This window comes from Trichormus variabilis 0441 (assembly GCF_009856605.1).
Classification (GTDB): domain Bacteria; phylum Cyanobacteriota; class Cyanobacteriia; order Cyanobacteriales; family Nostocaceae; genus Trichormus; species Trichormus variabilis.
Genome location: NZ_CP047242.1, coordinates 6141262 through 6163074 on the forward strand (window position 1 = coordinate 6141262; position 21813 = coordinate 6163074).

Consider the following 21813-nt stretch of genomic DNA (forward strand, 5'->3'; position numbering starts at 1 on the left):
AACTAAATTATATATGTCTGCCAAAGTTCCCGTTTCTGTACTCATTCCCGCCAAAAATGAACAGGCAAATCTGCCAGCCTGTCTTGATAGCCTACAAAGAGCAGATGAGATATTTATTGTAGATTCTCAAAGTACTGATAAGAGCATTGAAATTGCCAAAAACTATGGTGCAAATCTAGTACAGTTCTACTTTAATGGACGCTGGCCGAAAAAGAAGAATTGGTCTTTAGATAACCTGCCATTTCGCAACGAGTGGGTATTAATTGTAGATTGCGATGAGCGTATTCCTAATGAATTGTGGGATGAAATTGCCCAAGTAATCAAAACAGAAGAATATACAGGTTACTATCTCAATCGTCGTGTATTTTTCTTAGGTAAGTGGATTCGCTATGGTGGCAAGTATCCTGATTGGAATCTGCGGTTATTTAAGCATAAATTAGGTCGTTACGAAAATCTGCATACCGAAGATGTAGCAAATACTGGTGATAACGAAGTTCATGAACACGTTGTTATGCAGGGTAAAGTTGGTTATCTCAAAGAAGATATGCTCCATGAAGATTTCCGCGATATTTACCACTGGTTAGAAAGACACAATCGTTATTCCAACTGGGAAGCTCGCGTTTATTACAACCTGATTACAGGTCAAGATGATAGGGATACTATTGGAGCCAATTTATTTGGTGAAGCCGTACAACGCAAGCGCTTTCTCAAGAGAGTCTGGGTACGTCTGCCATTTAAGCCACTCTTAAGGTTTATTTTGTTCTACGTTATTCGCTTAGGTTTTTTAGATGGTCGAGCCGGATATATTTATGGCAGGCTACTCAGTCAATATGAATATCAAATTGGCGTTAAACTCTACGAATTACGCAATTGTGGTGGTACATTAAATACGGCAAATACTTCTAATTCTATCCCGCCATCTCTCACCCAAGAAATCGAGAAATCTACAACTTAGAAGATTTGGAGAGATGACTAATGACTAATGACTAATGACTAACGACAAACCCTTTGTAGATTTACGCCTGTACGACCAATCTTGGTTTGATCGGGGGCGTTCAGCTTGGTATATTTTGTTATGGTGGTTGGTGCAGGCGATCGCCTTTCCTCTGACTCCCCATCCTTCTAGTAACATCCGTTGTTGGCTATTACGTCTGTTTGGTGCGCGGATTGGTAGAGGTGTGGTAGTTCGTCCCACTGCACGTTTTACCTTCCCCTGGAAAGTTACCATCGGGGATTACAGTTGGGTTGGCGATGATGTAGTTCTCTACAGTCTAGATGAAATTCACATCGGGCAACACTGCGTAATTTCACAGAAAAGTTACCTATGTACAGGTAGCCATGATATCCAAGACCCTACATTCAGATTAAAGGTAGCAGGGATTACCATTGGCAACGGCGCTTGGGTTGCTACAGATTGTTTCATCGCACCAGGGGTGGAAATAGGAGCTAACGCCGTGATTGGCGCTCGCAGCAGTGTTTTTACTAATATGCCGGCTGGGCAAGTTTGCTGGGGTAGCCCTTGCCGTCCTCAGCATCCCAGGTTGAAGGAGTGAGGGAGGAGGGGGCAGAGGGAGCAGGGGAGGCAGGAAGAGAAGTCGCAAGGAGGGTTTCCCTCCGGGCGAACTTCGGGGAGGCAGGGGAGGCAGGGGAGGAAGGGGGGAATTGTTGAATTTTGAATTTTGAATTTTGAATTTTGAATTGATTCCTCCCCAGTCCGCTACTGAAGTTTATGGGAAACCATAGGTTTGGTTACAATGTCACCCAAGCTAATGCTGGTGAGTAATCGCCGCCAATTTTCTTGGATGGCTGGGTCTTGAGGATTTGTTTGCAGCATCTGAAACAGTGTGTTGGCTGCCTCGAACCAAATGCCATTTTCCCCATAGATGGCTACTTGTTGTAATGGTGATGCTGTTTCCAGTTGCTTGGCAGTTGCGGGTGTAAGTTGGACTCTTTGAACGACTCCTTCAACATAAATTGGGGGTGCTGGCTTTTGTTGGTCGCACTCTACGGTGAAAAACCAACGATATTGCTTATCTACAGCTAAACCGGCAACATCCGCAGGCAGAGAAACACTAATAATTCCTGGTTTTTCAGGTAGAGCGATCGCCTTTTGGTAAATAATATTTGTATCCTGGTCTTGCAAAACAAATTCTGTCGGATAGCCAGAATCTTTGGCATACGGCACATAAAACAAAAATGTCGGATGCGCCTTTGTTGTCAATCCCCAAACATTGGTGATTGTGGGAGCATCTTGAGTGAATGGTACTAAAGCGGTGAGTTGAGGTTCAACCGATGGGCAAGTACCCCGTTTAGCACCACCACGAACACGCCCACCAGGACGACGTTCTGAATTAGGTAGAGGCGGTTGAACAAAGGTATTTTTTTTGTGAGCAGTACTTATATTGTTATTGTTACGTGGGTTAACAGGTGTCGTTGCTAATAACCCAGAATTTGCGCCTAATAAACTGGTGTAGCCAACAGTTAAGGCTAATAATAGTTGGATCGGTTTTAAAGTGGACATAGTAAGTAAAACCAAATTAGTCAATAGTCAATAGTCAATAGTCAGTTGTCTGTTGTCAGTTGTCTTCCCCTGCTCCCTCTGCTCCCCCTGCCCCCTCTGCCCCCCTACTCCCTACCCCCCTCTTCCTCTAGAAACTTGGAATTTTGAATTGTAACTACCGTAACAGTTGATACCAGAGATAAAGCTGATGGGACAAAGGGAACCCAAAAGCCCCAAACTAGCAGGCTCAGACATAATAAGTACAAAACGCTAGAACTAATACCAACTGCTAATGCTAAATGAGGGAGCAAACGCCATCTCCAAGCTAGGAATCCTCCTAATCCAGCCCAAATTCCAATCCAGATTATTTCTAACCCAGGCAACCAAACCCTCAACAGAGAGCGTCCATCTAAAACAGCACTAATAATCTGGCTAACCATGTGAGCTTGTACCATGACTCCGGGCATTTGCTCATCTAGAAGATGGCCGTATGGTGTAGCCCAATAGTCGGGAAAGTCGCCTTTGGCTACCACGCCAATGAGTATAATCCGGTCTTTAATGGCGTTGGGATTGATAGGACTAGATAAAAGTTGGGTAAGTGTCACCTGTTCGGCGATTTTCTTGGCGGCGCGATAGTTTAGTAAGATTTGACCACCATTGGCATCAATATTTTGATAGGCTCCCATGCGAGACGAAAGGCGATGCAGTACGGTATCACCCAACTTTAAATTTTTGGTGAATTGTCCAGAGGTAAATTTTGCTTGAATGCCTAAGGAGGATAGATAGCGGAATGCCAATTGAGAACTGAAAGCATAGGACGCAGAACATAATGAGGCTGTTTCCTGACTCATAAACAGGAGATGTCGCCGTACTACACCATCATCATCGTGAACAAAGTCACTAAATCCCAGGCGTTCTTGCGGAATTTCTGGTGGTGATTCAATGCCTTTGATATTTTCGCTGGTATCACTTCCTTTGCATATACCAATTAAATTCTCAGTTTGTCGTAGTCGAGAGATTAACTCTGGTTGTTCGGCATGGAAATCACGATAAATATCTAAGCCAATAGCTTTTGGTTGATACTGGGATATTTTTGCTAGGAGTAAATTAAGTGATTTCTCTGATATAGATGTACCTTTTAGGTACTCGTTGTTACGTCGCTGATGAGCTAAATCTTCATCGTCAATGGTGACGATTAATATCCTGGGATCGGGGCCTTCGTCGGGGCGCGATCGCATCATCTGATCAAATGCTTGCAGTTCCCCAGTTTGTAAAGCGCCCAAAAACCTTAATCCATAAACTGCGGCGGTCACTAGCAAACTCGAAAATACAGTCCTTTTTAATCCGCGTTTTTTAGAGACTGGTGGGACATCATTAAATATTGGTTGGGTTGGTGGTTCTGTGAGTTCCTCCCAAGTCAGTGGCTTTTGAGCAGGATTTTGACAAATTACTGGTAGCCAAGTTGCACAGGGAAATCTATCTTCTAATCCTTGCAATCGCTCCCGTGCGTGCCGGACTGCTTGGTATAAAGATTCACCATTAGCAAAGCTGAGGAGAAAATATTTTAAAAACTCTTGGGCTACCTGATCGGGAACAGGTTCGCGCATGACAATGATCTGGGGAATGTTTAAATCAGCTAGTTCTTTCGCCAGTCCCAATCCATCACGAGAGTTGAAAATTGCTAGTTGTAAACCCCTTGCTATCGCTTGTTTCAAGGCATATTTTAATTCACTAATGCTGAGGCTATCAGTCTGGTTGAGGTAGATTCGCCCAATCCCATCATCTCCTTGACTAGAACTGTGTCCAGCGAAAAATAAAATATCCCAGCTTTTTCCCCACAAATGATCTGTTAATTCTTTGCGTTGTGGTTCTACTAAAAAGCTAACGTCCGCATTGGGACAATTTTGCAGCATTGCTTGGTCTGCGTGGGTATCAATGCCCTGACTATTACCGACAATCGCCAAAATATTCACAGTTGGACTGGAAGTTCTGCGTTTATGAATTAGCTCATAGCTTGGTGAAGAGAGGGCGATTTCTGCCTTGGGATAGCGTTCCAGTAAATCCCAGATATGCCAAGGTAATCTTTGTAAGTAGCTATTTTCTGATTGTAAAATTACTCTGATTTCATCGGTGGGCTGTAATTTCTCCAGCCATTTTTCCCGTAAGGGTCGAAATTCTTGTGCTTGTAGCCAAGTATTAAAGCGAGCGCGGACAATTAAAGCTAACTCATGACAATCTTGAGTTACTGACACATTTGTAACTTGGATTTTGTCAGCATCTAGACGATAACCATTACCAAGCTGTAGATAGGTGGACTGCCAACGAGAGTAGTAAAGTAATATTTCGGGACATGGTGGGAGTTTACCTGTGATTTCCGTCGATGGGCGATCGCTTTCTTCACCAATCTGAAGAGTTACGGTAAACCCCTGCTCAAAACTACCATCTCCAAATTTCAGTACTACTAACTTTGCCATGACCGTCGCTTTGCTCCGATTCCCAACCACTGGAGTTCTGATTTACTCAATTTTTGACAAATCAGCAATTCCCGCCCAGTTTACCTGAAGTTCCTACATATCAATAATTTAGTTACTTATTGGTATTTACCTATTACCAACTACATAGTAAAAATCTGGTTGCTTTAAATTACAAAGCTCTCTGTAATACTCATATCATCTAATGCGACCTGAACGCTGAACTGTTCCTGAATTTCCCCACGAAATTGTAGTTGTAGGTAGTTGTCAGCACTCCTGGCTTGAGCTTCTAGAAATACTGCGCCGGAAGTGTCTATTACTGTCAGTTTTACTCCTGTGGGTAGATGTATTTGATTACCTGTGGAGTGTAGTTGCAAACGGACACCGATTTGTCCGTTTGCTTCAGGTGCAATTTCCACAATCAACATTACTGGTTGGTCAACTATTTTGATCCCCAAGTCAATGAGTTTTGCTCGTCTGGTAACGGCTTCTGCTTGACTCAAAGTTGTATCTGGAGTGCTTACAGGGCTACGAAAGCCATAAGCAGGTCTAGCTTCCAGGGAATTCCACAAAGTTTCTACTGTTTGCCAGCCAGATTCAAATTGCCCGACAAACCACTGACTCAAATTCACCAAAGCATCCACAGGAGAAGTTTTGAGTTGTTCTAGGCGATCGATCAATGCTTCTATAGGTTGTAGTTGATTTAGAGGTAATGTTTCTTGATTAACTTTTTTAGTAAAACCTATTAATTTAGCTTCTGTATTAGTTTCATCAACTTGTACAATTACATAACCAATTCTTTCTTCCCAAGTTTCTGGGGGAACAGAACATACTTGCTCATGCAGCTGAACAGGACGGCATTCTAAACGACCAACTGAAGGAACTTCTAGATCAGCTACATCTCCACATAGCTGCATTAATGGGTTCCAACTGTCACTAGCTGTCAAATTAGTTGCAACTTCCATCATTTGCAAATAATCATTCACCACTGACACAGCCAAAGTATTGAGCCTAACTTGCTCGGCTTTTCGGGAATTAGGCTGTCTGTTGGCGAACTGCTGGGCAGCAATACGAGCTGCTTGAGTAATTGGTAGTGTGATGGCGAAATCGTCTAGCTGGTTGGTAGTTTTAGTCATGGTTCAATCCCCACTGAATCAATGCTGCTGTATACATATCGCCCGCATTCACTAAATTTATGCCACAAAATGTAAAAAAATCAGCGAAATTTTCAGGACTGGTGATCAGTTAGTTGGTATTTATTTTCTTGCAGCAGTTGAGGGGACTGGGGACTGGGGACTGGGGACTGGGGGAAAAGAGAAGTGTTGACTATTGACCATTGACCATTGACCATTGACTATTGACCACTGACTAATGACTAATGACTAACTTATTGCCAGAAATGGCTGAAATTTGGCAGCAAACTCTTAATTGGCAACCAACAGACTCTCAACAGGCGCGATTTCAGCAGCTTTATGAGTTAATTCTGGAAGGTAATCGCCAGTTAAATTTAACTCGCATTACTGAACCGCAGGAATTTTGGGAAAAACATCTTTGGGATTCACTGCGAGGAGTTGCACCACAGCAACAATTAATCTCGTTTCTGCCAGTGGGTGCATCTGTCATTGATATTGGTACTGGTGCTGGGTTTCCTGGTGTTCCTGTGGCAATTATCGCCCCTAATTCTACAATGACGCTGGTGGATTCAACGCGCAAAAAGATTGCTTTTATCGAATCAATCTTGAAGGAACTTGGCCTGACTAATGCCAAAACGTTGGTTAGTAGGGCGGAAGAAATTGGTCAACAACCACAGCATCGAGAACAATATGATGTTGCTCTAATTCGTGCGGTTGGCACTGCTTCGGCTTGTGCAGAATATACTTTACCTTTACTAAAGTTAGGTGGTTTGGCTGTAATTTATCGTGGTACTTGGACTGAAGAAGAAACTACATCTTTGGAAAATGCAGTGCGGCAGTTAGGTGGCACAGTTGAATTAATAGACAACTTTACTACCCCCTTAACTAACAGCGTTCGGCACTGTCTTTACTTACGGAAGGTAGCTAAAACACCAGCTAATTTTCCTCGTGCTGTTGGTGTACCGACTCAAAAGCCTATTTAGGAAAGGCGAACTGACAAGTCGGCGCTGGCGCTATCGCTTTCGCAAATAGTCATACAATATAAAGAAATGTATAGTTTATTAATTTTATATGCCAGTTAAAGTTGGAGACTCTGCACCTGATTTTACTTTACCTGCACAAAATGGCTCATCGGTGAGCCTGAGTGATTTTCGCGGTAAAAAGGCTGTGGTGCTGTACTTTTATCCCAAAGATGATACACCAGGATGTACAGCAGAATCTTGTGCTTTCCGCGATCGCTATGAAGTTTTTCAAACTGCTGGGGCGGAAATTATTGGTGTCAGTGGTGACTCTAACGAATCTCACCAAAAATTTGCTTCTAAATACAATTTACCTTTTACTCTGTTGAGCGACAAAGGCGACCAAGTACGCAAACTATACGGCGCAACAGCCGCTTTTGGTTTGTTTCCCGGTCGCGTTACTTACGTCATCGACCAACAGGGAGTTATCAAATACGTTTTTGATTCCATGTTCAACTTCCAAGGACACGTCGAGGAAGCGTTGAAAACTCTGCAACAGTTGGCGAATAAATAGGGGATTGGGTATTGGGGATTGGGTATTGGGTATCGGTGATGAAATTTACCACCTGCTTCCCCTGCTCCCCCTGCTCCCCCTGCTCTCCCAGTCCCCAGTCCCCAGTCCCTTACCTACTATGAGACTTTTCCGCCATCACGACATGATGAGTTTTACCATTTTTTCCGTTGGTGTGTCCGTTATTATTTCGGGGTTGAATCACACCATAGCCGCCGTGGTTGCGTTCATAAATAACGTTAATTTCTCCTGTTTCGGCGTTATGGAACATATAAAAGTCATGCCCCACTAGTTGCAACTGCTCTAAGGCTTCGGTAACGGTCATGGGGGGCATGGAAAAGTATTTGGTGCGGACGACTTCTTCGGGGAGTTCGGGAGTGCGATCGCCTATTAAATCTGCAACTACTGTTTCTGGTACGATGGTTTCGGTAGTTGGTAGAGCTTGTGTTTTCTGGTCTTGTTTTCTTTCTTTATATTTACGCAGTTGTCGGGAAATCTTGTCTGCTACTAAATCAATGCTTGCGTATAAATTTTCGCTGCTTTCCTCCGCGCGGATGACGCTACCATTTGCATAGATGGTAACTTCAGCTGCTTGTCTGGTATTAATTCGGGGATTGCGAGCCACGCTTAAATGGACATCCACTTCATTGGTGATGTTCTGAAAGTGATTAACCGCCTTTTCAATTTTCTGATGCACATATTCTCGAATCGCATCGGTAATTTCTATATTTTTGCCGTGGATGACAAGCTTCATGTAAACTCTCCCGCTCAATAGCACAATATTTGATGTGATGGTGTTTTTGTATGAAAAGAGACTGCGGTAAGTTCTATTTATTGCACCAATACCAAATGTGAACTTTCTTATATACGGCTAGCTTGTTCTAAAGTTTTCTGCATCTTCCACCTGATTTCTGAGTTACCAATTGTTCGCTAGACAATGGCATAAGCAGATATTTTTCTCAAATAAGGTAATATGAGCAATGGCTGTTTTGACTTCCTGCTTCATGGAAACAAACTTTACATAACTTGATAGTAGTTACTTCTGGCTTGTTAAAAGAAGTTTGCTCACTTGATGATGGATTACACAACGACTGTAGATGCAAATAACTCATTTTAGATTCATCAGCCAGTGTATTTGTTCTTTATGAACTTGGCATGATGCTTATTGTAGAGAATTCCTCCCAACACCTGATGTGGTTATATATTCAAACTAGCACTTTGTATTTGCGATGGCTGATTCCCTTGATGTTCCTTTAAAATCCTTTGCAAAGCTTGACAATTGTTGACTCAAAAGCTGTGAGTTGAAATATATTTAGTTGTAAAACCTGTTGATTTTTGGCATGATCCGTAGTAATAAACCCCCAGAGAACAGTTGTTTGTTATATAACAAGGGATTGATGCCATACTTGGAAGCTCACGCATGGCAGCGATCGCTCTTGCACCAACGCATCGATTACCCTAATCTAGAGGATGTACTGATATTGCTGGAACATCCGCCGGTTTACACGTTGGGGCAAGGCAGTAGTCTAGAATTTCTCAAATTTGACCCTAATCAAAGTGAGTTTGAGATACATCGAATTGAACGGGGTGGAGAAGTTACTTACCACTGTCCAGGTCAATTAGTGGGGTATCCGATTTTAAATCTGCGCCGCCATCGCCAAGACTTGCACTGGTATTTGCGACAATTAGAAGAAGTTATCATCCGTGTACTAGCAGTTTACGGCTTAAAAGGCGATCGCCTGCCATCTTTGACTGGGGTTTGGTTAGAAGGGAGGAAAGTTGCAGCCATCGGGATTAAAGTTAGTCGTTGGATTACCATGCACGGTTTTGCTTTAAATGTCTGTCCTGATATGACAGGGTTTGGCCGAATAGTCCCTTGTGGCATTACTGATAAGCCTGTTGGCAGTTTAGCCCAATGGATACCAGGAATTACTTGTGAGGAAGTACGAGTTCATGTTGTCCAGGCTTTTGCAGAAGTGTTTGGTCTAGTATTAGTGGAAAGTTGACAGTTAACTGTTGACTGCTTCATGATGTAATAGGTGCAATCTACTACGAAAATTTGCATATATGAGAATATTCTGGTTCAAGCTAGAATATGAATGCTTACCAGTCTTCAAACCTATTTTTTGCACCCTTCAACTCCGATTTTGTTTGTGAATTATCCAATCAATCCGCAGATTGACGCTCCAGTATTTACTTCTCTGAAGGAACGTGACTGGAAGGCTTTATTAGAAATGTTTGATAGAGATGATATAGATGACGTGGAAGCTGATATCAATGTTAATTTGCAGTTGATGATACCCGAACCTTGCTGGGAAGATGATCCCTTTGATTTCTTGCGCGAATATCTTTAACCAATGATGTACTGCATGAGTTCCACAGAAGTTTTACCTGTTTTAACTGTGATGTAATCATAACCCATACCACCAGCGTATAGGTGCCATTGTGCGATCGCCATATTTGGGTTGTTACACAAATTCAGCAAAAAAGCTGTTTCAATACTGTGGTAAACACTGTCTGGGTAGCCGCCATATCCACATTCAATCTTGATGATATGACCATGAATTTCTATGGAGTGGTAAATCCAGATATTTACCGGGTTTTTCCCTTCTAAGTTCGCCTTAAATGCTTCGGCATGAGATTCATTTACAAACAGGTGATAACAGTCATGGTCATGCACCGGAATATATGTAAATGATGGTAGGGATAATTGAGAAATTACAGCCTCAAGTTGTGGTATGCTTTGCGGGGTCACTTCTACTACACACAGCCAATCAGGGCCGCGTCCTGATGCTGCTAATTCCCAACACCAATTTCTGTTAACTAACATATCTCATCAAAATATCTGATAATCACCATTGTTATAACAGGGGAGAAGTTGGATGAGTAAGCGGGTTTTTGGACGTTGGTGTCTGGTGTTGAGCTTAATTTGTTTGTTACTTACTGGTTGTAGTGGCAATTTAAGTCAAGAAAAAACTCTAAGGATAGCAACAGAACCAGCCTTTCCACCTTTTGAGTTTACAGGGCAAGGGGGAAATTTACAGGGTTTTTCTATAGATTTGATGAATGCCATCGCCTCTGCTGCTAACTTGAGAGTAAGTTTCCAAAGTCTGCCTTTTGACGGGATTATCCCCGCCTTGCAAAGCAGAACTGTAGACGCGGCGATTAGTTCCATCACCATCACCGCCGAACGGGCAAAAACCGTTGCGTTCTCTCGTCCTTATTTTAAAGCAGGGTTAGCGATCGCTATTCGCTCCAGCGATGAAGATATTACAGGTTTTGACAGTCTCAAAAATAAAAAAATCGCCGTGCAGATTGGCACAACCGGCGCAGAAAAAGCCAAAAGTATTCCAGGGGCGCAAATTCGTAGCTTTGATTCTGCACCCCTAGCCCTACAAGAATTACTGAATAGCAATGTAGATGCAGTCATCAATGATGCACCTGTGACTTTATATGCTATTAATACAGGCAATTTACAAGGAATTAAAGTTGTCGAAAAGTTGCTAACAGAAGAATATTATGGTATTGCTACAGCCCAAAACTCACCTTATTTGGCACTAATTAATGATGGATTAAATCGGGTGTTAACAAATGGTACCTATTCCCAAATTTACCAGAAATGGTTCAAAGCAGAACCACCATCTTTACCAGATAAATCACTCTATGAAAATCAAAATAATACTCGTAAATCTAGCTCAATTAAACTGATTTTACAGTTTCTCCCGACTTTATTACAAGGTGCATTAGTCACCATACAACTGACAATTTTGTCTACATTATTGGGGTTAATATGTGGTACTTTAATTGCGTTGATTCGTCTTTCCCAATTTACCCCTGCACGTTTATTAGCCAGAGCTTATGTAGATTTCTTCCGGGGAACACCTCTGCTAGTACAAATTTTTATGATTTACTTTGGAATACCAGCACTTGCTCAACAACTTGGTTTTACATTTAACTTTGACCGTTGGGTAGCGGGAGTTATTGCCTTAAGTGTAAATGCAGCCGCCTACATCGCTGAAATTGTCCGTGCTGGTATTCAATCAATAGAAATTGGACAAACAGAAGCGGCTAAATCATTAGGTTTAAATCCTTGGTTGACAATGCGTCTGGTAATTTTTCCCCAAGCCTTCCGGCGAATGTTACCACCTTTGGGTAATGAGTTCATCAGTTTGTTAAAGGATACGAGTTTAGTTGCCGTGATTGGATTTGAAGAGTTATTCCGCAAAGGGCAATTGATTGTTGCAGACAACTATCGTGCCTTTGAAATTTATGCGGCTGTCGCCATAGTATATTTATGTTTAACACTTTTAGCTTCTCAAGTTCTGAGCCGTTTAGAAATGTGGATGAATCCGACCATGAAAGCTCAACAACGAAAAGCCAAAAGATGAATCAATTCAAAATACCCTACGGGTAGGCTGCGCCAACAAAATTCAAATTCAGTAATTTGTAAGTACATTGGCCTCAAAGAAATGTACTATTTAGAGGAAAGCAAGCGATCGCTTGGAGGTGTACCTGAGCATAATGCAATACTACACCTAGAAAAACCAGCCTAAGATGACTAAGTGAAAGATAATATGTTGGGTGCGATCGCAGGTGACATAATTGGTTCAGTTTATGAGGGAAACAGTATCAAAACGAAAGATTTTCCCTTGTTTAGCAGGCAGAGTCGCTTCACTGATGATACAGTGCTAACTGTGGCAGTGGCAGATGTGATCCTCAACACTGATCAATTTCCGCAAAGCAGTAAATACATTGACCAATTCAAGTGGTACTATCGTCGCTACCTATATGCAGGCTATGGACGTAACTTTAGTAACTGGGCTAAATCTAACAGCACTCAACCATACAATAGTTTTGGTAATGGTGCAGCTATGCGCGTCAGTCCTATTGCCTTTGCCTTCCCAGATTTAAACACTGTCTTACAACAAGCTAAAGGTAGTGCAGAAGTTACTCATAACCACCCAGAAGGGATCAAAGGCGCACAAGCTACAGCATCCGCCATCTTCCTCGCTAGGACAGGCTGGGATAAAGCAGAGATTAAATCCTACATTCAAGATAACTTTGGTTACAACCTAGAGCAAACCCTAGAACAAATCAGACCGACTTACCAATATGATGCTACCTGTCCAGGTTCCGTCCCCCCAGCAATTATTGCCTTTTTAGAATCCTCGGACTTTGAAGATGCAATTCGCAATGCCGTTTCCCTTGGTGGTGATAGCGATACCATCGCCTGTATTACTGGTGCAATCGCTCAAGCATACTATGGAGGTGTACCCAGAGCGATCGCTGAACAAACTTTGTCTCATTTAAATGAACATTTATGTACCACTACGGAAAAATTTATGTATAAATACTGTCTTTAGTCCATCCCTACCCTACAGAACACTACATTTTCAGGTCGAATGGCACTAAGATAAGCGCAAATCTTTAAGATATAAGCCTTTCGGGGTGTAAGGGTGCAGGTGGGTAAGGGAAACATCTAAATAACAATTTGAATGCTTGTAATAGCTGTGGGATGAGTAATGGAAAAATAATTCTCTCTTAGCGATTACCCCCAACTAGAGTAAGCAGATGGAAAACAATTAGCCAAACTTTATATAAGACTCCAGATAGAGAATTTTCCCAGAAAAATTTTCCACCCCCAGAATGTAACAAATTGTTAATATTGTGTAATACTAGGAAATGCAAGATAAATAAATACTTTTTTGGTAACTGTTAATTTTGCCAAAAATTAGGTAAAAACTTGATTTTAAACTTTAAGCTAAACGAAGTTAAAAGTAAAATCATTACCTTTAGTACTTGCAAAATTTCACTGATTAATTCATTAAAAAGTATAACGGGGTAAGAGCATGGTTCAGTGTCAACCATCATCTCTACGTGCAGAAAAACTGGTTTTATTGTCATCGACAATTAGGGATGATAAAAATATTAATAAGGGTATATTTGTTGCCTGTTTTATCTTATTTTTATGGGCAATTAGTTTAATCTTATTACTCTCAATAGATACATCCATAATTAATCAGGGCTTATTAATCATAGCCATGCTTTGGCAGACATTCTTATATACAGGTTTATTTATTACTGCCCATGATGCCATGCACGGCGTAGTTTATCCCAAAAATCCCAAAATAAATAATTTTATAGGTAAGCTCACTCTCATCTTGTATGGACTATTTCCTTATAAAGATTTATTGAAAAAACATTGGTTACACCACGGACATCCTGGTACTGATTTAGACCCTGATTATTACAATGGTCATCCCCAAAACTTCTTTCTTTGGTATCTACATTTTATGAAGTCTTATTGGAGATGGACACAAATTTTCGGATTAGTGATGATTTTTCACGGACTTAAAAGTATTGTACATATACCAGAAAATAATTTAATTATATTTTGGATGATCCCTTCTATTTTAAGTTCAGTACAACTATTTTATTTTGGTACATTTTTACCGCATAAAAAGCTAGAAGGTGGTTATACTAACCCCCATTGTGCGCGCAGTATCCCATTACCTCTTTTTTGGTCTTTCGTCACTTGCTATCACTTCGGTTACCACAAAGAGCATCACGAATATCCTCAACTTCCTTGGTGGAAATTACCGGAAGCTTACAAAATATCTTTATAAGGTGAAGATTGAATGATTGAGAAATTAGGTTACAGGGACAAAAGTGAGAAAAACTAAAATTTATTTTCTCAGATAATAAAATCAATCTCTGCTGAAAGCTGTCATTTTTACGACTATGCAGATTTGAATGCTGATGAGCATCAGAAAACTTTCGGGAAGACATATAAAAGATGTATGAGGGAAGGTCTTTTCCTAAAACACCTTATGGTAGAGGATGGAAAAGAAGATCAGGAAAAATATAGTTAAAAATTGCCCACGTAGAAAAGGCAACCGATATTGCTATAACACCAATAACTGGTGCAAGAGAAAGATATTCGAGAAAATATTTTTTCTCTTTATCTTGTGATTTAGTCATATAATAGATTCTCAATTAACACTTAAAATAGTACTGACTAATTTTTAACGAAAACTCTATCAAAAGAATAGTCAATACTATCAAAAGTAGGAAAATTATATAAAAGACTTTTATTGGTCAGATATGTTTGCTAGGGGTTTTTCAGTTCTCATGAATCGAAAATTAGGTAGAGGGTAGAGAATATGGTTGTATCTTTCCACCCCAAAAACTTTAACAATTATCTCTACATAAAGATGAGCCGGGCTTATTAGTTATCAGGCTTTACTTATTACAAATCACCACTGATGTTACTATCTACCAACATATTGGCTCATTAACTGCATAGCATCAGCGATATCTACATCACCATCTTTGTCTGCATCCAAGAAAGAATTCAAAATAGAATTTCCAGCACCTTGAGGATTTTGAGCATTAGCGCCGGATTGCAAAAAATTCAATACTAAAGGTACGATAACTGGCAATAGTTGCTGAATTGTACCAGCATCTAAACCTGTGTGTTGGGATACTACCTGTGCAACCTGCTGTTGTATGTTAGGAGAAAATAGAGAATTAACTGCCTGAGGATTATAAGAAGTGCCGGCATATTCATTAACTAATGCTTGGGTTGCTTCATTACCCTCTGTGGCTTGCTTTTGTTGTAAAGCGGAACGTACATAGTTACCTACTACACCTATGACAGATTGCATTGTCGAAGGATTTGTGCCAGTTTGATTACTTAGTTGATTTACAGTGTTAATGATGTTTCCTAGTTGACCTAAACTGCCTTGTTGATTGGGATTGCTAACAGCACCGAGAATTTGGTCAAACAGCCCCATAATTATTTTCCTCCCTTACTTCTCATGCCATAAAGGCGAAAGTGTTGTTGTTATTATGAATAAATTAACTCCGCAATACTAGAAACTTAAGGATGAGAAATTTGTAATTCTTTTGGCGAGCAGGGTTATGAATTATTTTGCAGAGATTAAGTAAATTGGGAATCTCCCGAACTTGCAGCCAATAAGTCTGAAATTTCCAGATTATTACCTTGTAGTTTGAGAGTTCCCAAAAAGTGAATTACTACTACTGCTAGTAAGCAAAATAACCCTTACTAGATGCGCTGACTTCTAACTAAAGTAAGAACTTTTTTTAACTGTGGATTACTCGGCATTGAGGATTTTTGGTACTTTAAAAAATTCCCCTTCTTGTTCAGGCGCGCTGCTGAGGATAGCTTCTCTGTCAGCATAGGGTTGCAGGTTATCTTCTCTGGTGATGTTGCTGACATCAATTGCCCGCGCTGTGGGTGGTACATTACTCACATCTAGTTCATTTAGCTGCTCGACGTAATCTAAAATACTTCCTAGCTGAGTGGTAAATTGCTCTTCTTCTTGGGGTGTCAATTCTAAACGGGCAAGTAGAGCTACTTTGCGGACTTGTTCGCGGTCGATCATATTTTGTTAGTTGTTAGTGGTCAGTTGTGAGCCAGTGACGGGTACGTAGGGGGTTTCCCGCATGTTGGCGTAAGCCTTTCCTGCGGAACGCTACCGCGAACCCGCAAGGGTGCAACTGGCGTTAGCGCAGCGTTAGCGTTCGCGCAGCGTCTCGTAGAGAGGAACGAGCGTCACCCAAAGGGTCAGTTGTCAGTTGTCAAGAACTAATGACTAACGACTAAAAGAATACGTCTATTTGCATCCGTCCAGTGGTTTTTAGCCAGTTTTGGGCTTCTATATAGTTATTGGGAGCCATGCGAATGGCACGAATCCAGTAGTCTGCGGCTTGGTCAAACAGTGCTTCACCACCGTCGTGATCTCCATCTTCTTTGGCTTTTTCGCCTTTGTAATGGTAAATTACGGCGATGTTGTTCAAGGCTTGGGGTAGGCGGGGATTAAGTTCGATCGCCTGGTGATATAGTTCTAGAGCTTTATCATGGTCGCCGTTGCTGGCATAAATTAGCCCCATGTTGTAAAGAATATAACCGCGATCGTTGGTGTCTTCTTCCAATGTGAGAGCTTCTTCGTAATATTCTAGTGCTTCGGCATATTCGCCTTCTGCTTGGGCTGACATCCCATCTCGGTAATAAACAAAGGCTTCTTTCGCTTTTTTATTGGTTGGCAGTATCTTGAGAATTATATCCGCCATCACAGTAAAGGATTTGTCAACAAAGTTATCGTTTTTTTGTGTTCTTGGCATATTTTTTTCTATGGTTGTACCGCTATGTGGGGATTCCTGAGTCCGGACTTCTTCCTGTGGTTCCCCCAATTCCCTACCTAAAGCTAATTTAACTGATTTGGGGAACTATTCTGCCCTGGGATGGGGATAATACATTCTGGGTTGTTGTGTTTTGGGCTATTGACTAAGGTACTAACTGGGTAGGCGGTCATTTCTGAGGCTGGATAGGGAGATAATAAGTGTTGTAATGCTTGGGGCCTTTGCTCTTGGGGATCTAACCACAAATCGTAATCTTGGGGAGCGAGGATGACCGGCATTCGGTCATGAATTGGTTGCAGCAGTTCGTTGGCTGCTGTTGTGACGATTGTACAAGAGGTGATTTCTTCACCAGCCGGTGTTTGCCATTTTTCCCATAATCCTGCAAAGCCAAAGGGTTGACTGTCTTGGAGGCGGAAATAAAAGGGTTGTTTTTTACCTTGCTGTCTTTGCCATTCAAAAAAACCATCAGCTACTACTAAACAGCGTCGCTGCTTGAATGCTGAACGAAAAGAGGGTTTTTCGGCAACAGTTTCGGCTCTGGCGTTGATGAGCTTCGAGGCGATCGCTGGATCTTTAGCCCATGAAGGTATCAAACCCCAGCGTAACCGTTGAAATTCACGTTTATTACTTTCAGGGTTGTGTAAAACTGTCACCACGGTTTGCGTAGGTGCAATGTTATATTGAGCCTCTAAATCCAGGAGTGGCTGGATATGAAAAAACTCAGCTAATGCTTCTGCTGACTGGTTTAAAGTAAATCTTCCACACATATTTAAATTTTATCTCACTGCATCAAATAAAACATCTAAATTCAGAATTAATTAATACTATTATTTTTATTTTTTCAGATAATTAATAACTAAATATGTGAAAATTATAAATCAGAGAATCATCCTGTTCTTTGAAAATAATTTTGTAAGATATTGTATTTTAGACCCTGAATTTGCTATATATTCTGCATCCTAATCTCTACATGGAAAACTTACATTTGTACGATTTTTTACCCTCAGGCAACGGCTATAAAGTCAGGCTTCTATTAACACAAATGGGCATACCATTTGAACGAATAGAAGTCAATATTTTAAAGGGAGAGAGTCGCACACCAGAATTTTTAAGTAAAAATCCTAACGGGAGAATACCAGTTTTAGAAGTTGCACCAGGGAAGTATTTAGCAGAATCAAATGCTATATTGCTTTACCTGAGCGAATACACAGAATTTTTACCGTACGATCGCTATTTAAAAGCCCAGGTAATGCAGTGGTTATTTTTTGAACAATATAGCCATGAACCATATATTGCTACATCACGTTTTTGGGTTTCTATTTTAGGTAAAGCGGAAGAATATCGTACAGCTTTAGAAGAAAAACGTGAACCTGGTTATGCAGCTCTCAAGGTGATGGAAAATCATTTGAAATACCATAATTTTTTCGTAGATGAGCGTTACACAATTGCTGATATTTCTTTATTTGCTTATACCCATGTGGCGGATGAAGGTGGTTTTGATTTAACACAATTTCCAGCTATTCAAGCTTGGATAGAAAGAGTCAAAGCCCAGCCTGGATATATTAGTATTACTCATGAGCCGATGTTATGCTACGATTGGTGACCGGCTAAAGTAATTCGTAATTAAGAACACTAGATGTATTTTGGATTGCTGAGTTAGTATTCGTTATCTTATTGGGGAAAATCGATACTAACTCATAACTAAATTCTATATATCTTTTATCTAGACCTATTTACACTAAATATCTGTGTCAATCTCAATCAGTTTTTGTCTGGAAGATAAACCAGATTTAATTGTGATGTGAGATTTCGGCACAGCAAATTTTTCAGCTAGAAGTTTGATTAACTCTTCATTAGCTTTACCATCTACTGGTGGAGATTTTAAGTGTACAGTTAGACTCCCATCATCTTGCTCGGCAATTTTTTGTTGTTTGGAATTAGGTTTAACCTTAACCTTTTTTTGCATAACCTATGTTTTTTAGTACCAATTGTGTCAGTTGTCAGTTGTTTTGGATCTAGTTTAATACCCCATCTTAAGAGTAGGTGTTTTTTAGGTATCTTCTTGAAAAGTTCTTCCTTTTAGGTAGAACCCAAGACGCACTTTTCGCTTTGCTACTGACTATTAACTACTGACCACTGACAAAACTCCATCCCTTTATGGGTGGAGTTTTTATTTTGAATTTTGAATTTTGTACTCCTGCGGAGAACCCGAAGGATATTTTGAATTGATTTACGGATATCTTCTGCTACCTGCACCAACTACGCCAATTTTGTGGCGATAGGAGAGTTCTGCACCAAACCAACCGGAAATGCTTGTTAGAGTACCGACAATTAGGGAAATTAATAAACCCCAAGGAAGGATTCTAGCTTCAGCGTCGCCTAAGCGGAGGATGAAGTTTACTAGTGACAGAACAAGAAGAGAGACGTTGAGGATCAGGTGCGCCCAACCTGCATTGCGTTTGCGAACACGTTCAATTTTCAAGAAATCACTTAAGCCTATGGCGGCGGCGATCGCACCTCCACCTAAACCCAGTCCAATTAACCACACAGAAGCCCTCGCCCAGAAGTAATCGCGGGTTAACCAATAGCCGAAATCGCTACCCAAGGCGGCTGCTAGGAAAGCTATGGGGAAAATCACACTAAGGGGATGTAGGGGGTGTCCGGCGATCGCTACTGTGCTGGGGACACCCGTATCACGATATTCGCGATCGTCCGTTTCAATCACTGGGGGAATATTTGGAAATGGTGAAGAAGCGGAGGAAGCAGAGGAGGTTGTTTCTGTTGTTTCCATAGATAAGTATCCTAGTTTTCAACTGTGGGTATTTGTTCTACATAAGCTTCTGCTTGCAATGTGAGTTTGCCTGTTTCTGCTGCTAATTGCTGCACTCGCAAGCTCATTCCTTCTAAATCGAAGTTGCTTAAGTTTAAAATTTCGCTCGTTTGTTTTACTAAAGCTTGTGTCAACTCTGGTGATATTTCTTCACTGTCACCATAAGTGACATTCTCCAGCGTTACTGTTGTGCCATTAGCGCTAATATGGGGTTCGGCTGTAAAGGCAACTTGCTGCGGTTCGCTATTTTCTTCTAACAATATACTGGCATTTAGTGAAACTTTTCCCTCACCGGGTAGGCGAAAGTCTATTTGTTGAGGTGTGACTGTTTTTAGTTGCCCATTAATATGGATTTTCTGACTTTGAATTTTGGAGATAATAAACTCAGAATTGAAGGCACGGTTGATATCTGATTCTGTTAAAACAACCCGCGCACTACCAACTGTAGGTTTAGTAAGTTCAATCTTACCAAATGCGGCACTTAAAGGATTAATAGCAACACTATTGACCTGCATTTTCATTTCCTCCACGCGGAGGTCTTTCTGCATAACCAAACCTTCACCATTAATCTCGACTGCATCCACCTGTCCTTGAACTAATTTCAGTGGATCAGTTTTGATGCTCACATCTAAGTTATCTACTTCATCTAATTGGCTAGATAACCCAATTTCTGCCGCTTTATTCAGCGCTTGTTCTCCTAATCCGGGGGAATCCGGCATTATTATTTGATCTCCCAAAATTTAAATATCCTTGAGTCAATTTAGACAACTAAAATAAATTTTTTATCTATCTAGAGATGGAATGAATATTGAATTGTTGTCCGCCTAAAAGTAGAAGTGTATTTTTCTGTAAAAAAATATTTGTTTTCTATCTTGAGTTACGTAGCTAATCGTTCAAAAGAAGGAGGAAAGTCTACAAAGAACTATGTCACTCTGAAAGAAGTTAAGAATCCGACTATTTTTCTGAGGAGAACCTAGAATGGTATCAACTTTAGATGATACGAAGCGTAATGCCATTGCTGAGAAATTAGCAGATGCCAAGCTTCTTCAAGAGTTACTAATTGAAAATGAGGAAAGATTTTTAAGAGAATCAACTGATAATGAAATCTCTAATCGCATTCGTGATTTCCTAGAAGATGACCGGAAAAACTTAGGCATTATAGAGACTGTCATTGTTCAATATGGTATACAAAAAGAACCAAGACAAACAGTCCGCGAAATGGTTGACCAAGTTCGCCAATTAATGCAGGGTTCCCAACTAAATTTCTTTGAAAAAGTAGCTCAACATGAGTTGCTGAAACACAAACAAGTTATGAGCGGTTTGCTGGTTCACAAAGCAGCCCAAAGAGTTGGTGCTGATGTGCTGGCTGCTATTGGCCCCTTAAATACAGTTAACTTTGAGAACCGCGCTCACCAAGAACAACTCAAAGGTATTTTAGAAATTTTGGGGGTTCGTGAACTCACCGGACAAGATGCAGATCAAGGTATTTGGGGACGAGTTCAAGATGCGATCGCTGCTTTTAGTGGTGCAGTCGGTAGCGCAGTTACCCAAGGTTCTGATAAGCAAGATATGAATATCCAAGATGTGATCCGTATGGATCACAATAAGGTAAATATCTTGTTCACAGAACTACAACAAAGCAACGATCCTCAAAAAATCCAAGAGTATTTTGGTCAAATCTACAAGGATTTAACTGCTCACGCTGAAGCGGAAGAAGAAGTAGTTTATCCCAGAGTCCGTTCTTTCTACGGTGAAGGTGACACCCAAGAACTGTACGATGAACAAGCCGAAATGAAGCGCCTGTTAGAGCAAATCAAGGCTATCAGCCCCTCTGCTCCTGAATTCAAAGATAGAGTCAGACAGTTGGCTGATATCGTCATGGATCACGTCCGCCAAGAAGAAAGCACCTTGTTTGCTGCTATTCGCAACAACCTCAGTTCTGAACAAACTGAGCAATGGGCTACCGAATTCAAAGCCGCTAAGAGCAAAATTCAACAAAGATTAGGCGGTCAAGCTACCGGCGCAGGTGTTTAGAACTCAGCACTAGCTACCGCTAACATAATTGTTTTTGTTGCCCGCCCACTCCTTGCTTTATGGAGTGGGCGGGCTGTTTTGTTGATCATTGGGGCAGTCGATAGTTGCTTCTAAACTTATAATCAAAACAACATGGTCTCAGGAAATTGA

At 41.0% G+C, this 21813-nt stretch carries 24 protein-coding genes; 11 read left to right on the forward strand and 13 right to left on the reverse strand.

The genetic code is table 11. The annotated features are described in order from the left end of the window. The first annotated feature begins 13 nt into the window (after positions 1–13). Both GSQ19_RS25295 and hpsU read left to right on the forward strand, forming a co-directional pair. Positions 14–955 carry a glycosyltransferase family 2 protein gene (locus tag GSQ19_RS25295; protein WP_011320570.1) on the forward strand — a complete coding sequence of 314 codons (942 nt, stop codon included), beginning with the start codon at positions 14–16 and terminating at the stop codon, positions 953–955. Positions 956–989: 34 nt separating this feature from the next. Continuing rightward, a complete protein-coding gene (hpsU, locus tag GSQ19_RS25300; RefSeq protein ID WP_011320571.1) occupies positions 990–1553 on the forward strand; it encodes a hormogonium polysaccharide biosynthesis acetyltransferase HpsU in 564 nt (187 codons plus the stop codon). Between the two features lie 164 nt (positions 1554–1717). Here the strand turns inward: hpsU and GSQ19_RS25305 are convergent, their stop codons facing one another. The 3 genes from GSQ19_RS25305 to GSQ19_RS25315 form a co-directional block, all read right to left on the reverse strand. Beyond that, positions 1718–2521 carry a DUF928 domain-containing protein gene (locus tag GSQ19_RS25305; RefSeq protein ID WP_011320572.1) on the reverse strand — a complete coding sequence of 268 codons (804 nt, stop codon included), beginning with the start codon at positions 2519–2521 and terminating at the stop codon, positions 1718–1720. A 104-nt stretch (positions 2522–2625) separates the two neighbouring features. Next, positions 2626–4974: a CHASE2 domain-containing protein gene (locus GSQ19_RS25310; RefSeq protein ID WP_011320573.1), complete on the reverse strand. Its 2349-nt coding sequence runs from the start codon at positions 4972–4974 to the stop codon at positions 2626–2628. 164 nt (positions 4975–5138) lie between these two features. After that, positions 5139–6107 (reverse strand): DUF1822 family protein, encoded by a 969-nt coding sequence (locus GSQ19_RS25315; RefSeq protein WP_011320574.1) that lies wholly within the window; start codon positions 6105–6107, stop codon positions 5139–5141. 242 nt (positions 6108–6349) lie between these two features. Here GSQ19_RS25315 and rsmG point away from each other — a divergent pair, with 242 nt between their 5' ends. Together rsmG and GSQ19_RS25325 are read left to right on the forward strand one after the other, a co-directional pair. Further along, positions 6350–7087, forward strand: a complete 738-nt coding sequence (gene rsmG / locus GSQ19_RS25320) for a 16S rRNA (guanine(527)-N(7))-methyltransferase RsmG (RefSeq protein ID WP_011320575.1) — start codon at positions 6350–6352, stop codon at positions 7085–7087. Between the two features lie 88 nt (positions 7088–7175). Continuing rightward, positions 7176–7637 carry a peroxiredoxin gene (locus GSQ19_RS25325; protein WP_011320576.1) on the forward strand — a complete coding sequence of 154 codons (462 nt, stop codon included), beginning with the start codon at positions 7176–7178 and terminating at the stop codon, positions 7635–7637. A gap of 109 nt (positions 7638–7746) precedes the next feature. Here GSQ19_RS25325 and hpf read toward each other — a convergent pair whose 3' ends face one another. Further along, the gene (gene hpf, locus GSQ19_RS25330) at positions 7747–8388 is read right to left on the reverse strand and encodes a ribosome hibernation-promoting factor, HPF/YfiA family (RefSeq protein ID WP_011320577.1); all 642 of its coding nucleotides are present in this window, start codon (positions 8386–8388) and stop codon (positions 7747–7749) included. 586 nt (positions 8389–8974) lie between these two features. Between hpf and lipB the strand changes: the two genes are divergently transcribed. Next, the gene (lipB, locus tag GSQ19_RS25335) at positions 8975–9640 is read left to right on the forward strand and encodes a lipoyl(octanoyl) transferase LipB (RefSeq protein WP_041456326.1); all 666 of its coding nucleotides are present in this window, start codon (positions 8975–8977) and stop codon (positions 9638–9640) included. A gap of 147 nt (positions 9641–9787) precedes the next feature. Next, positions 9788–9988: a hypothetical protein gene (locus GSQ19_RS25340; protein WP_041456940.1), complete on the forward strand. Its 201-nt coding sequence runs from the start codon at positions 9788–9790 to the stop codon at positions 9986–9988. Here the strand turns inward: GSQ19_RS25340 and GSQ19_RS25345 are convergent. Further along, positions 9985–10464: a hypothetical protein gene (locus tag GSQ19_RS25345; protein ID WP_224312109.1), complete on the reverse strand. Its 480-nt coding sequence runs from the start codon at positions 10462–10464 to the stop codon at positions 9985–9987. The genes GSQ19_RS25340 and GSQ19_RS25345 overlap by 4 nt on opposite strands. 52 nt (positions 10465–10516) lie before the next feature. On the opposite strand from GSQ19_RS25345, the gene GSQ19_RS25350 reads away from it, so the two are divergent. The 3 genes from GSQ19_RS25350 (at position 10517) to crtW (ending at position 14260) form a co-directional block, all read left to right on the forward strand. Next, a complete protein-coding gene (locus GSQ19_RS25350; protein WP_011320581.1) occupies positions 10517–12022 on the forward strand; it encodes an ABC transporter permease subunit in 1506 nt (501 codons plus the stop codon). A 186-nt stretch (positions 12023–12208) separates the two neighbouring features. After that, positions 12209–12997, forward strand: a complete 789-nt coding sequence (locus GSQ19_RS25355) for an ADP-ribosylglycohydrolase family protein (RefSeq protein ID WP_011320582.1) — start codon at positions 12209–12211, stop codon at positions 12995–12997. A gap of 486 nt (positions 12998–13483) precedes the next feature. Continuing rightward, positions 13484–14260 (forward strand): beta-carotene ketolase CrtW, encoded by a 777-nt coding sequence (gene crtW / locus GSQ19_RS25360; RefSeq protein ID WP_011320583.1) that lies wholly within the window; start codon positions 13484–13486, stop codon positions 14258–14260. A 202-nt stretch (positions 14261–14462) separates the two neighbouring features. On the opposite strand, the gene GSQ19_RS25365 is transcribed toward crtW, so the two are convergent. The 5 genes from GSQ19_RS25365 to GSQ19_RS25385 form a co-directional block, all read right to left on the reverse strand. Continuing rightward, positions 14463–14615, reverse strand: coding sequence for a PsaJ asl3190 (locus GSQ19_RS25365; RefSeq protein ID WP_041456327.1), 153 nt, complete (start codon positions 14613–14615; stop codon positions 14463–14465). 290 nt (positions 14616–14905) lie between these two features. Beyond that, positions 14906–15430, reverse strand: coding sequence for a DUF937 domain-containing protein (locus GSQ19_RS25370; RefSeq protein WP_011320584.1), 525 nt, complete (start codon positions 15428–15430; stop codon positions 14906–14908). Between the two features lie 321 nt (positions 15431–15751). After that, positions 15752–16042, reverse strand: a complete 291-nt coding sequence (gatC, locus tag GSQ19_RS25375) for an Asp-tRNA(Asn)/Glu-tRNA(Gln) amidotransferase subunit GatC (RefSeq protein WP_011320585.1) — start codon at positions 16040–16042, stop codon at positions 15752–15754. A gap of 217 nt (positions 16043–16259) precedes the next feature. Then, positions 16260–16781, reverse strand: coding sequence for a photosystem I assembly protein Ycf3 (locus GSQ19_RS25380; RefSeq protein WP_041456941.1), 522 nt, complete (start codon positions 16779–16781; stop codon positions 16260–16262). Between the two features lie 83 nt (positions 16782–16864). Further along, positions 16865–17566 (reverse strand): SOS response-associated peptidase, encoded by a 702-nt coding sequence (locus tag GSQ19_RS25385; protein ID WP_011320587.1) that lies wholly within the window; start codon positions 17564–17566, stop codon positions 16865–16867. A 203-nt stretch (positions 17567–17769) separates the two neighbouring features. Here GSQ19_RS25385 and GSQ19_RS25390 point away from each other — a divergent pair, with 203 nt between their 5' ends. Next, positions 17770–18402 carry a glutathione S-transferase family protein gene (locus GSQ19_RS25390; protein ID WP_011320588.1) on the forward strand — a complete coding sequence of 211 codons (633 nt, stop codon included), beginning with the start codon at positions 17770–17772 and terminating at the stop codon, positions 18400–18402. A 135-nt stretch (positions 18403–18537) separates the two neighbouring features. Here the strand turns inward: GSQ19_RS25390 and GSQ19_RS25395 are convergent, their stop codons facing one another. The 3 genes from GSQ19_RS25395 to GSQ19_RS25405 form a co-directional block, all read right to left on the reverse strand. Next, a complete protein-coding gene (locus GSQ19_RS25395) occupies positions 18538–18765 on the reverse strand; it encodes a DUF167 domain-containing protein (protein ID WP_011320589.1) in 228 nt (75 codons plus the stop codon). Between the two features lie 264 nt (positions 18766–19029). Then, entirely contained in the window at positions 19030–19590 is a 561-nt protein-coding gene (locus tag GSQ19_RS25400; protein WP_011320590.1) for a DUF2231 domain-containing protein, read from the reverse strand. A gap of 11 nt (positions 19591–19601) precedes the next feature. Then, the gene (locus tag GSQ19_RS25405) at positions 19602–20348 is read right to left on the reverse strand and encodes an LmeA family phospholipid-binding protein (RefSeq protein ID WP_011320591.1); all 747 of its coding nucleotides are present in this window, start codon (positions 20346–20348) and stop codon (positions 19602–19604) included. 259 nt (positions 20349–20607) lie between these two features. Here GSQ19_RS25405 and GSQ19_RS25410 point away from each other — a divergent pair, with 259 nt between their 5' ends. Beyond that, positions 20608–21663 carry a hemerythrin domain-containing protein gene (locus tag GSQ19_RS25410; RefSeq protein ID WP_011320592.1) on the forward strand — a complete coding sequence of 352 codons (1056 nt, stop codon included), beginning with the start codon at positions 20608–20610 and terminating at the stop codon, positions 21661–21663. Positions 21664–21813 lie beyond the last annotated feature (150 nt).